A 12,685-nucleotide genomic window follows, 5' to 3' on the forward strand; every position below is an offset into this window, starting at 1 on the left:
GTTTCATTAACTTCTACAATACCGTTAAGCCTCATAAGAGTTTGAATAATGCCACCCCTTATGAAATACTCGACGCTTATTTCAATCAACCTCTCTGTAAACAACCCTGAGGTTTCTTACATTTTAGCTCATTAGATTTGAGTTTGTTGATTGTTTAGCATAAAACATTGGGCGTCGCAAAGCCAAGGATCGCCATTTTATTTTTTCACGTTCATTCAGAATAGATTGTCCCCGATTATAAAAGACATCAGCCGGTGTTAGATTATTCAATGACTCATGGTAGCGTTGGTGATTGTAATAATCGACAAACTGCCGAATATGTTCTTTCAACTCACCGGGGAAATAGTCATTTTCCAGCAGGATCTGGTTTTTTAGGGAACGATGCCAGCGCTCAATTTTGCCCTGAGTCTGAGGATGATAGAGTTTGCCGCGTGTGTGGATCATATTCTGACTTTCAAGATACTGGGCTAATTCACTTGAAATATAACTCGGGCCATTGTCACTTAATAACAGCGGGTTATGTTTGATTTTGGTCTGGTCAAGTCCTGTAAAGCGTAATGCATCATCGAGGGTATCTGACACTGGAGTTGCCCCCTTTAAACAGAACTTAATGTGTCCGTTCAAAGGGGGCAACTCCACTCTGCAATACTGTCTTCGCCTCGAAGACCTTCCAGCACGATACGGATCTTTTCTTCTGCTGAATGATTGCGGCGGTTGGCACGGAGTATATCGCGTACGGTTTTCTCGCCACTGCGGTTTTGATTGTTCTGCTCTGTCATTATCGTTCCTTTTTTAGGGTTACGACGAGCCAAAGCTCTTCCTTATAAAATCAAGCTATTTTGTCCAACTTGCGCTGGCGGGATACAATGTTATGCATTGACAGAAAAGAGCAATTGTCTGCTGGAATAACTTGAAATGGCGTTATAGATTGCAGAAGGTGAGCTCAAATTTGACATCACCTTCATAGACTTTGTTTTTTTGGTTTGTGTGCATCGGGATGAAACGGATATTCAGTGCATATTTGTTCGCACTGATCTCTGGTACGCAGGGCAATTGATCGCTTAAATTAAGTCTTAGCATGTGTGCGGTATATTCCGATCCCGTTTGCTGGAAAATTCCTTGATTCGCAACTACTTGCAAGGTTCTTCCGCTTTTCCTCAACAGGTAAAGCACAATTCCAAATGCGTTTCGAATGGGTTGGAACGGTGTTAACCACTCATCGAAGTCTTTGTGACGATGGGCGGGATCCAAATTCAACCAGTAATGATAGGATGGTAAGTCGAATACACAGCAACCGCCAGGTATACCAATGCGTTGCTTGATTGCCATTAGCCATTCATTTTCACGCAGATGTTCACCGACTTTGCCTGGGAAATCCAGCATTTCCCGGAAAGTGATTTTTATGTCATTGAGCACATTATCCAATGCGGTTTCTGAGACCTCTGGGTTTTTCCGCAGCATTTCGAGTATCTGTTTCTGCCGCTCAAGCTCTTGCAACAAATCTGATTTGATATCAGCCCGGCTGGTAATCTCAAGCACTTCAAATAAAGCGATGAGTGACGCATGGTGCTCGGTAGCAGTATCTTTCGTAGAGAAGAAATCAATCTTATTAAATAGATCCTCAAGTCGAAGAAGGGTACGGATGCGCTCATTGAGCGGGTGTTCGTAACAAATCACAATAGTTATACATCCACAAGAGAAATTAGAGGTATTGAAGCTTTGCTGCAACTAAGATTATTTCACAAAAAAATAAATTTTCCCAAAAAATTTCTTTAGTGCAAGCTTATAGTATCTGATTTATTTTTACAAATAATCAGATACTTGTTATGTAGCTGAGTGACTTGTGTCTTCAGGAAATTAATATCCCGATTATTGGTAATTATATCATCGGTTTTTTGTAGGCGAGTTTGTCGCGAAATCTGCTGCGCCATGATCGCTTTTACTTGCTGCTCCGATAATTGACTACGTGCCATGGTGCGTGAAATTTGCAGTGATTCCTCGCAGTCAACTACTAAACTGCGGTGAATGATGTCGTCGTAATCATCCGTTTCAAATAATAATGGAACTACAAGTACGATATAAGGTGATCGGGCCTGTTTAATTTGCTCGATTACTTCTTGTAGTATCAGCGGATGAAGAATTTTTTCCAGTTTACGTCGCGCATGACTGTCCGAGAATACCTGATTGCGCATTTTTTCTCTATCCAGAGAACCATTCGCTGTGAGGAAATCATCTCCGAATGAATCTCTTATCAAACCGATGGCTTGACCATCTGGCTGGGTTAATTTCCTGGCAATTACATCGGTATCAATGATATCAATACCCAATTCAGCGAAGAGTTGACTGACACTTGATTTTCCACAACCGATTCCGCCAGTAAGTCCAACTATAAAAGTCATTGATTAAAGTAAGCCAATGTAGGTATGAATGAGCTGTTCTCCCCAGAATAAAGCAATAAACGCTCCACCAACCAGATAGGGGCCAAATGGAATAGGGATATTCTTATTCAGCTTGGCGGCAAGAATCAATCCCATGCCAACCAGCGCGCCGACCAGAGATGAGGAAAGTATCACCAATGGAAGTTTGCTCCAACCTAACCATGCACCAATTGCAGCTAACAGTTTGAAATCGCCGTACCCCATGCCTTCTTTGCCAGTTATCAGTTTAAAGCACCAGTAAATGGACCACAAGGAAAGATAGCCGGCGATGGCGCCAATTACCGCTGATTGAATATCGGTAAAGCCATGATTGATATTAACCAGTAGGCCGATCCATAGTAATGGCAATGTTATATCGTCCGGTAATAATTGCGTATCCAGATCAATAGCAGCCAAGGCGATGAGCGACCATACGAAGATAAGTGCTGCAAGCGCAACAAAGCCGTAACCGAAGTGCCAAGCAACAAAACCGCTGATAATGGCGGTTACCGCTTCTACCATCGGATAGCGCGGAGAAATGCGCGCATGGCATTGAGAGCAGCGTCCTCGTAGAAAAAGGTAGCTAATAACCGGAATATTTTCCCATGCGGTTATTTTGTGTCCACAGTGTATGCACGTTGAACGCGGCGTAAGAAAGTTAAATCCGGGTAATGTTTGGACCGCCTCACCTTGAAGTTCCGCGCATTGTTGCAGCCAATTCCTTTTCATCATTTCAGGCAACCGGTAAATCACAACGTTCAGGAAGCTGCCGATCATTAGACCGAGTATTGTTGTGCAGGATACGAAGAAAACAGGTGAGTCTTGCAATATAGATAAGAATGACATGTTCTTGAGGAAGTTATGTTTAACTAACAACCATACCCATTTTGAAGATAGGTAAGTACATCGCAACAACCATACCGCCGATGAGTGTGCCCAATACGACCATAATGATGGGCTCCATCAGACTGGAAAGCGCGGCTACCGCATCGTCCACCTCCGCTTCATAGAAATCGGCAATTTTACTGAGCATCGAGTCAAGCGATCCGGCTTCCTCACCAATGGCGACCATTTGTATGACCATGTTAGGAAAAACGTTGGTGCTGGCCATCGAAGACGTCAAGCTGTTACCGGTACTGACTTCAAGCTGGATGGTCTTGGTGGCTTCGTAATAAATGAAATTTCCGGCAGCACCTGCTACAGAATCTAATGACTCTACCAATGGGACGCCGGCAGCAAACATGGTTGATAGTGTTCGAGACCAGCGTGCGATTGTAGCTTTGCGAATGACCTCACCGAAAATCGGTAATTTGAGTGCAAGACGATCCATGACCCGCTGCATGGGAACTGAGCGTTTCCAGGCATACAAGAAGCCATAGATTGCACCACCTAGAACACCTAGAATTGCCCACCAATAAGCAACAAAGAAATCTGAGATGGTCATTACCAGAAGCGTTGGGGCAGGCAGTTCAGCGCCGAATCCTTCAAATAAGTCTTTAAAGGCTGGAACTACAAATATCATAATTACCGCGGTAATGATAAATGCGACCACAATGATTGAAATCGGGTAAAAGAGCGCGGATTTGATTTTTCCCTTGATAGCCTGAATTTTTTCTTTATAAGTAGCAAGGCGATCCAAAATACCATCCAAAATACCAGCCGCTTCACCTGCGCCAACAAGATTGCAGTAGAGCGCGTCAAAATAAAGCGGATATTTCCGGAAGGCATCCGTCAAATTACTGCCGGTTTCCACATCAGCTTTGATGTCCAAAAGTAATTTGCTTAAAGCGCGGTTGCTGTGACCTCTTCCCACGATATCAAAAGCTTGTAATAGCGGCACACCAGATTTCATCATGGTGGCCAGTTGGCGTGTAAATAACGTGACATCTTTGTCTGTTATTTTACCGCCGGATTGGGTTTTCTTGATTTTTGTGACTTTAATCCCTTGGCGGCGCAATGTGGAAGTCACAACAACTGTTCCGGCAGCACGCATCTCACCCTTCAGCTGTTTGCCAGCTTTATCCTTTCCTTCCCATGAATAATTGATTTCTTTTACTTTCTTTTCTGCGTGCGCTGTGACAGTTGCCATAGTTAACTCCTAAGAACAGAGGCTCTCATGAATATCAATACGTTAGAAATGCTGTAGAGACTAAAATTCTGCTGCGGTTGTGGACAACAAAACCCAAATGATTGTTTTGAGATTGTGCGGAATTAACGGCAGAGTTTTGTATATTCTTAGTTTTAATTTGAGAAACTGCACTAGCGTAGGGTCAACCGCAAAACTTTATGAACTGTTAGCTCGAGCGGCTTTAACGCCTTCATGAACGGTTGGGTATAACAATCGGATGCGCAATTCCTTCTTCATTCTGAGATTCTTAAGCTGCCTGGATTCTTTCATGAAAGACAGCATGCCGGGTGATATTTGCTCGTAAGCTTGGCTTCGGCTGATACGAGGAGGATGCGGTAAATCAAAATGATCTGCGACCAGATCAAAATATTCTCCCATTTTGAGCTGGGAGTCATCACAGGTATGATAAATCCTGCCGGATTTGGCGTGATGTAAAGCTGCATAAATGATGCGTGCAAGATCATCAGCATGGATGTGATTGGTATAACTATCTTCGCTATCCAGAATTGCTGGATGGCCTTCGCGCAGGCGTTTTAGTGGAAATCTATCCGCCGCATAAATTCCAGGAACACGTAAAATGGAGACAGGGACATGATTTCGTTTGCCCCAGTTACGTATTTGCCTTTCAGCATCAATACGTCGTATTGCCCGGTCATTTTCAGGATTAACGGGGTGATTTTCATCGATCAATGCGCCATGACAATTACCATAAACGCCACTGGTACTGATATAGATAAATCGTTGTGGTAGAATCAGCGCACGATTTTTAGTTCGTTTGGTTAATGCGGACAGTAAATGCGCGGTTCGACGATCGCGTAATCCTTGGTTGGGTGGAGGGGCCAGATGCAATATCAACTGTGCAATTCCAGCGAGTTTCTCAAGACTCTTCGGAGAATCCAGATTTCCGTAAACTGGAATAATTCCATGTGATCGTAAATGGCTGGAGTTATCCAAGTTACGGTACAGGCCGAGAATCCGGTAATGTGCTTGTAATAGTGGCACTGTTCTAAGCGCTACATCACCACAACCAATAATTAATACTGTTTTTTTCATATAAGTTATTTGTTTCTAATTATTATATTTTCTATTTGTTTGCTACTCAATGTCGCATCAAATCATTATTCAGCCCAGCGGGCATGTTTTCCAGGTTGAGCCTGGAGAAACCATTCTTGAAGCGGCTCTGCGTGAAGGATTCTCGTTGCCCTATGGTTGCCGTAATGGTTCTTGTGGCATCTGCAAAGGAAGAATCATCCAAGGAACAGTCGCTTATGGTAACTACAGTGAAGAAACCTTGACTGAAGAAGATAAGCGTGCTGGCAATGCATTGTTTTGTTGTGCTTCCCCATTAAGTGATTTGGTAATCGAGTGTCACGAAATCGGTGCAATCAAAGATATTGAAATTAAAACCTTGCCCTGCCGGGTGGATAGGCTCGATCTTGTTGCTCCGGATGTGATGATTATTTCTCTAAAACTTCCAACCAATCAGCGATTACAGTTTTTGGCCGGTCAGTATATCGATATTTTGCTTAAAGATGGTAAACGGCGCAGTTTTTCCTTAGCGAACGCACCGCATGACGACGAATTGCTGCAATTGCATGTGCGAAATTATCCAGGCGGCGCATTTACAGAGCATGTTTTTACGGACATGAAAGTGAAGGATATGCTTCGTTTCACGGGGCCATTGGGCTCATTCTTCTTGCGGGATACACCGCCCGATACCGCCATTATGTTCCTGGCAAGCGGCACGGGATTTGCACCGATAAAAAGTATTCTCGAGCATATTTTTTATCAGGACAGTAATCGGAATGAGAAAAGGAAAATGATGCTGTACTGGGGAGCGCGAACGAAAGCTGATCTATATTTGATGAATTTGGCAGAGAGTTGGCAACAGCAGCACGATAATTTTACTTTTATCCCAGTGCTATCGGATCCGCTGCCATCAGACAATTGGCAGGGGAGAACAGGTCTGGTACATGAAGCTGTCATGCAGGATCATCATAATTTGGAAAAGCATCAAGTGTATGCTTGCGGCGTCCCTGCCATGGTTAAAGCCGCTTACCATGACTTTACCAGTTATCGCAGCTTGCCAAAAGATGCTTTCTTTTCCGATGTGTTCACGCCTTCAACCAGCAATCCCCAGATTGCACGAGAACCCTAGCGTTTTAACTGAGTTGTTTGAGCGTTAATTGCAGCCCTTTGTTGTAATGATCCATTGCTAACTCATGTTTTCCAAGTTTTTCATTTAGTTGCGCTAACGCGAAATGCGCTTTATGTCCGGGTTCAACGGATAAGCTTGCTTCCAGATAATTTTGCGCTTTGCCCCAAAGCTCGCAATACGTACAGAGTTTACCCAGTGTTAGCAGTAAAATCGCATTATTGGGGTGTGATCTGAGCCATACTTCAGCACATTCGATTTGCCTGCTGACGTGATAATCCAAACATTCCGAATACAGCTCTATTAATTCGTTATCCCATGTCATCGGGACATTCGATTCAATAATTTTATTGGCCATATTACAGTTACCTAGCGAGATATAGGCGCGCACGGCGGCGACAGAAAGCTTGCTATCCATTTTATCCAGCGGCGATATGCATTGCCAATATTGATTCAATGACTGCAAATCGGTGGCTTTGCTTTTGATATTTTCTATTTGCGCATCGTGTTTTAATTTTCTTACCAGCGTCTTGTTCACTGATTGGCGTTTTGCCAATATGTCCGCCAACTCAAGAACCGCATCCCAATTACCGGCTTGCTGCTGCGCCTCCAGCTCCAACTGCAGAACGGCAATGGATTGTAATCCGCCTTCTGAATACAGCGACTGTAATATTCTAAGGGCTTCTTGATAATCCCCTTTTTGCAACATAAATTCGGTTCTGGCGGCAAGGCACAATGATTTCTCATCCGGCGCTTGAGACAGCGCAGTGTCCAAATATTGATCACGTGCAGCCACTTCATTAAGTATTTGAGCCGAGCGAGCTGCAATAACAGCGCTAACTGCTTTGGCAGTCGATGAATCAGCTAGCTTGAGCGCAATCGCGGTATTTTTTTGTGATTTAACGTAGTCGCCTTCAAAATAAGCTTTTAATCCGGATAAGAGCATTTCATCCGTTTTTTTATGACGATGCCGTTGACTGAAACCAAAAATCCCCAGAATAAACCGGACTAAAATATAAAAAACAAAAAAAGCCACTGCTGCCGCGAGGATGAATTGATCCAGCGGCAATTCCAATTGATAAGGCGGAGCCTCGATTAGAGCGCGCCCTGTGGTGTTTTTAGCAGCTAGCGTGACAGCTACAGCGGCAGCGAATAGTGCCAATAGCCAGAGTATCAGTTTCATATATTCTCCTCATTGCAGTAGAGATGATCATTGTTAATATTGAACCGTCGATTGCAAATTACATGAACATCCGTCCGGTTGTGCTATTTTCCGGTTACCTGAAAGTATGTTTGTAAGCCTTTCAGTAAGCCTTCGTCGCCTGTAGAGGGCGCTTTTATGATTTTTTCCAGTCCTAACTCTCTGGCCGTTTGAGCAATTCGTTCATGAACTGTAAAAACCGGAGTTAATTTCAGCAATTGTTGGCCAAGCATGCCTATTATGTCAAATAAATTATGAAGTCCTTCGCTGCTGGTGATGATCACGGCATGGATTTTGCCTTGTGACCAATCGTCGAGTAGAGGTGTGGTATCAAGATCGGGTTTTCTGCGTTGATAACATTCGGCGTATTCGAGATAAGCGCCGCGTTGAGCGAGTGTGTCGCCTAATAATTGCCGGCCGCCATTGCCGCGAAAGATGACAACTCGTTGCCCGGCCATATGCTGCATATCATCGAGTTTAAGTAGCGCTTCGCTATCGGAATGCTCGGTTGGAATGAGCACATCGTTGACGCCGTATTGCTTCAAAGTGTCCGCGCTGCCTTTCCCGACTGCGGCAAATTTCAGATGTGACGGCAGTAACGCATGCTGCTCGGTTATCAACGGCATGCTTTTGTTCACGGCATTGGGGCTGACAAAAATTGCCCAGTCGAATTCATCCAAGCGCTTGATCAGGTCAGTTAAAGGACTCAGATCCGTGACATCGGCGATTTCCAGTACGGGAAGTAAAATCGGATTGCCGCCCAGAGCGCGGATACCTTCCGCGAGAACAGCGGATTGATGCTCAGGGCGAGTGACCAGTATATTAAGACCGGTAAGTTGTGTGCTTGCAGGCAATGTTATTTCCAGCCCTCTGCAGGGACCAGGGTTGCCAGAATTTCACCGGCGCCTTTGTTGATCAGCTTTTGCGCTAATTGTTGTCCCATCGCAATGCCGGTTTCTGGTTTGCCATTCAGTGCATCGCTGACAATGCGTTTGCCATCAGGCTGAGCCACGAATCCGCGCAGCTGAAGTGTGCCGTTGTTGATTTCAGCAAATGCGCCCAGCGGCACTTGGCAACTGCCACCTAATACACGGCTCAAGGCCCGCTCGGCTTCGACGCAATAAGCGGTTTCCTGGTGATGCAACGGTTGCATCAGCGCAACTAAATCGGTGCGATCCGCCCGGCATTCGATACCCAACGCACCTTGACCTACAGCAGGCAGGCTTTGCTCGGGACTCAGCAATGCGGTAATGCGATCGGATAATCCCAGCCGTTTTAAACCGGCGGCAGCCAGAATGATCGCGGCATATTGTCCTTCATCGAGTTTACGCAGCCGGGTTTGCACATTACCGCGCAAGGGATGAACTTCGAGATGCGGGAATTGTGCGCGTAGTTGGCTTTCGCGCCGCAAACTCGAGGTGCCGACGACACTGCCTTCAGGCAATGCATCCAGGCCGCTATAATGAATGGAAACAAACGCATCGCGCGGATCTTCCCGCTCCGTTATGGCCGCCAGTTTAAATCCTTCCGGCACATTCATTGGCATATCTTTCATCGAATGCACCGCAATGTCGGCCCGGCCGTCTTCCAAAGCCTGTTCGAGTTCTTTAATGAACAAGCCTTTTCCGCCAATTTTTGCTAAGGATTGATCCAGTATTTGATCACCGCGTGTCGTCATCCCAAGTATGCTGACTTCAGTTTGCGGGTATAATTCGCCGAGACATTTTTGGATGAATTTGGCTTGCCACATGGCGAGTAAACTTTCTCGCGATGCAATGATGATTTTCTGTGGAGATAAAAGTGAGTTGGGCATTAATAGTATAAAATGAAAAAATTACAAAAAGTTTTGTATGATGATTATTTTAGCATGGCCGGTACGGACTTTGCTTATTGCAAGCACGCGCCGGGTTCATTTTTGATCGTGGGTATGTTAATGCGATGAGCGCTGCTGATTCAGAGAATAATAGTGCCAATAATAAATTGGTCAATGATAAAGACTTACCATTGCGCGAGGACATTCGTTTTCTCGGACGTATGCTGGGTGATACGTTGCGGGAGCAAGACGGTGATAGCGCTTTTGAGCTGGTCGAGAATATACGCCAGACTGCGATTCGTTTTCATCGAGACCAGGATCCCAAGGCGCGCGAGGAGCTGGATGCGATACTTGATCGTTTGAGCGATGAGAACTCATTGCCCGTTGTTCGCGCCTTCAGTTATTTTTCATTGCTTTCCAATATTGCCGAGGATGTGCATCACAACCGGCGGCGGCGTGCGCATTTGCGCGCAGAGTCTCCGCTGCAGGAAGGCAGTTTGACACTGGCGCTTGAACGTGTGCTAACCAGTAGCAACAATGCTCCGGCTATTCTTTTCGATTTCTTTAAGAAAGCGGTTGTTTCGCCGGTTTTAACAGCGCATCCGACAGAAGTGCAGCGGCGGAGTATATTGGACTGTCAGCTTACCATTGAGCGATTGTTAAGAGAGCGGGCGCGGACGGAGTTGACACCCAACGAATTGCGTCATAATGAAGAAAATTTACGGGCAACCATTGAAATTCTGTGGCAAACCCGCATGTTGCGGCCAAGCCGGTTATCGGTTAACGATGAGATCGAAAACGGTTTGACTTTTTACAGTTATACGTTCTTGACCGAAATTCCTTATATCTATGCAAAAATTGAGGATTTTCTCGAGCGCCGCTTAAATCAAAGCGAAATTCCTGCGGTTTCCTCATTTTTGCGCATTGGCAGCTGGATTGGCGGCGATCGCGACGGCAATCCTTTTGTCACACATGATGTCATGTTGCGCGCGGTTGAGCGTCAATCATCAGTCGCACTGGATTATTACATTGATGCGGCACAAAAAATTGGCCGTTCGATGAGTTTGACTGAGCAACTGGTTAATGTCAGCGATGATATCAAGGAATTGGTGGCTACCGCACCCGATATTCCCAATCGATCCGATGAGCCCTATCGACGGATTTTTCTTAGTATCGGCGCACGTTTGGTCGCAACCGCCAGACAATTCGGGCACCAAGTTTTGCAGCTCAGCACAGCGGAAAAGAGAGAACCTTATGCCGACTGCGCAGAGTTCTTGCGAGATCTCGATACCATCATTGCTTCATTAAAACAGCACAAATCCGCTTGGATTGCTCGCGGAGCATTACGTAATTTGCGCCGTGCTGCGGATGTCTTCGGATTTCATTTAACTCCGCTGGATATGCGGCAACACAGCAAGATTCACGAGCAAGTGGTCAGCGAATTATTTCAGCATTACACTGGCAAAAGCGGTTATGCGCAGCTCGATCAAAAGCAACGCACCGAGTGGCTGCTGAGCGAAATCGGTCAATCCCGGCCGATACTCGCCACTTATGACGGCTTTTCCGAATTGGCGCAATCCGAATTGCACATTTTGCACTGTGCTGCTGATATTCACCGCCGGTTTGGACGGGCCGCGCTGCCGAATTACATTATTTCCATGACAACTAGCATTATCAATGTTCTGGAAGTCGCATATCTGCTGCAGCAAGTCGGTCTGTTGCAAAGCGGTGAAAATCCGCAATTGCACCTGAATATTATTCCATTGTTCGAAACGATCTCGGATTTACGGGTCTGTGGCGAAATTATGGATCAATTATTCTCCACGCCATACTATCGTAAACTTTTGGTTTCGCGCGGCAATGTGCAAGAAGTCATGCTCGGCTACTCGGATAGTAACAAAGACGGCGGTTTTATCACGTCGAACTGGGAGATTTATAAAGCCGAAATTGAACTGACCAAAGTTTTTGCCAAACACAATGTGGAGCTGCGCCTGTTTCATGGCCGCGGCGGCACGGTAGGCCGGGGTGGCGGGCCCAGCTATCAAAGTATTTTGGCGCAACCGCCGGGCAGTGTGAATGGTCAAATACGCGTTACCGAGCAAGGCGAGGTGATCAGTAGCAAATACGCCGAACCCGAAATCGGACGGCGGAATCTCGAGACGCTGGTGGCTGCGACAATGGAGGCGACACTGCTGGGTCATGATTCGCTTGGCGCGAATGCGGATCGCTATTACCGGGCGATGGAAAAACTGGCGTCTGCTTCTTTTGCGGCATACCGTGATTTGGTGTACGAAACCGAGGGATTTAAAAAGTTCTTTCTGGAATCCACACCGATCCGGGAAATGTCGGGGCTGCACATTGGCAGCAGGCCGCCGTCGCGCAAGAATTCCGATGCGATTGAAGATTTACGCGCGATTCCCTGGGTGTTCAGCTGGAGTTTAAGCCGGATGATGCTGCCGGGATGGTATGGGTTTGGGCATGCGGTGGAAGCTTTTGTCAATCGTGAAGATCAGGGTGGTCAAGGGTTAGCGTTATTGCAGGAGATGTACCGTGAATGGCCGTTCATGCAAACATTATTGTCAAATATGGATATGGTGCTGGCTAAGACGGACATGGGTATTGCCTCCCGTTATGCGGAATTAGTCGAAGATGTGGCATTGCGCGAGCAGATTTTCGGGCGTATCAAAGAAGAATGGTCAAGAAGTCAAAAATGGCTGTTTGCCTTGACCGGTCATACCGAGTTGCTGCAGGATAATCCGACGTTAGCGCGTAGTATCCGCAATAGAACGCCGTATATTGATCCGCTCAATCACTTGCAGGTGGAGTTGTTGCGCCGTTACCGTTCAGGAGAGGATAGCGAGGAAGTTAAACGCTCCATCCACCTGACCATCAATGGTGTAACCGCCGGTCTGCGCAATAGCGGTTAATCTGGATATGAATTTTCCTTATTTACTTTTAGTGAACGCACTGC

11 protein-coding genes and 1 pseudogene are annotated in these 12,685 nt (G+C 45.9%); 2 read left to right on the forward strand and 10 right to left on the reverse strand.

The genetic code is table 11. From position 1 onward, the window contains the following. Positions 1-123: 123 nt before the first annotated feature. The 7 genes and pseudogenes from DU481_RS12030 to DU481_RS12060 all read right to left on the reverse strand — a co-directional run. Positions 124-582: pseudogene (locus DU481_RS12030) on the reverse strand (integrase core domain-containing protein); the annotation flags it as partial. Between the two features lie 38 nt (positions 583-620). Next, positions 621-779, reverse strand: a complete 159-nt coding sequence (locus DU481_RS12035; RefSeq protein ID WP_350134806.1) for a hypothetical protein — start codon at positions 777-779, stop codon at positions 621-623. Between the two features lie 142 nt (positions 780-921). Further along, positions 922-1,677, reverse strand: coding sequence for a cell division protein ZapD (gene zapD, locus DU481_RS12040; protein ID WP_090321218.1), 756 nt, complete (start codon positions 1,675-1,677; stop codon positions 922-924). A 95-nt stretch (positions 1,678-1,772) separates the two neighbouring features. Then, a complete protein-coding gene (coaE, locus tag DU481_RS12045) occupies positions 1,773-2,399 on the reverse strand; it encodes a dephospho-CoA kinase (protein ID WP_350134808.1) in 627 nt (208 codons plus the stop codon). A 3-nt stretch (positions 2,400-2,402) separates the two neighbouring features. Further along, positions 2,403-3,263 (reverse strand): prepilin peptidase, encoded by an 861-nt coding sequence (locus tag DU481_RS12050; protein ID WP_350134811.1) that lies wholly within the window; start codon positions 3,261-3,263, stop codon positions 2,403-2,405. 19 nt (positions 3,264-3,282) lie between these two features. Continuing rightward, complete coding sequence (locus DU481_RS12055; protein WP_350134814.1) at positions 3,283-4,506, reverse strand: type II secretion system F family protein; 1,224 nt, start codon at positions 4,504-4,506, stop codon at positions 3,283-3,285. Between the two features lie 195 nt (positions 4,507-4,701). Next, complete coding sequence (locus DU481_RS12060; RefSeq protein ID WP_350134816.1) at positions 4,702-5,598, reverse strand: SDR family oxidoreductase; 897 nt, start codon at positions 5,596-5,598, stop codon at positions 4,702-4,704. Between the two features lie 49 nt (positions 5,599-5,647). Between DU481_RS12060 and DU481_RS12065 the strand changes: the two genes are divergently transcribed. Further along, positions 5,648-6,703: a CDP-6-deoxy-delta-3,4-glucoseen reductase gene (locus tag DU481_RS12065; protein ID WP_350134818.1), complete on the forward strand. Its 1,056-nt coding sequence runs from the start codon at positions 5,648-5,650 to the stop codon at positions 6,701-6,703. Between the two features lie 4 nt (positions 6,704-6,707). Here DU481_RS12065 and DU481_RS12070 read toward each other — a convergent pair whose 3' ends face one another. From DU481_RS12070 to hemC, 3 genes are all read right to left on the reverse strand, one after another. Continuing rightward, on the reverse strand, positions 6,708-7,883 hold the full coding sequence (locus DU481_RS12070) for a heme biosynthesis HemY N-terminal domain-containing protein (protein ID WP_350134819.1): 1,176 nt from the start codon (positions 7,881-7,883) through the stop codon (positions 6,708-6,710). An 83-nt stretch (positions 7,884-7,966) separates the two neighbouring features. Continuing rightward, positions 7,967-8,755, reverse strand: coding sequence for a uroporphyrinogen-III synthase (locus DU481_RS12075; protein WP_350134821.1), 789 nt, complete (start codon positions 8,753-8,755; stop codon positions 7,967-7,969). A gap of 2 nt (positions 8,756-8,757) precedes the next feature. Beyond that, a complete protein-coding gene (gene hemC / locus DU481_RS12080; RefSeq protein WP_350134823.1) occupies positions 8,758-9,714 on the reverse strand; it encodes a hydroxymethylbilane synthase in 957 nt (318 codons plus the stop codon). A 125-nt stretch (positions 9,715-9,839) separates the two neighbouring features. On the opposite strand from hemC, the gene ppc reads away from it, so the two are divergent. Then, complete coding sequence (gene ppc, locus DU481_RS12085) at positions 9,840-12,641, forward strand: phosphoenolpyruvate carboxylase (protein WP_350134826.1); 2,802 nt, start codon at positions 9,840-9,842, stop codon at positions 12,639-12,641. Positions 12,642-12,685 lie beyond the last annotated feature (44 nt).

Origin of the sequence: Nitrosomonas sp. (assembly GCF_040240425.1) — a bacterium.
Lineage (GTDB): Bacteria > Pseudomonadota > Gammaproteobacteria > Burkholderiales > Nitrosomonadaceae > Nitrosomonas.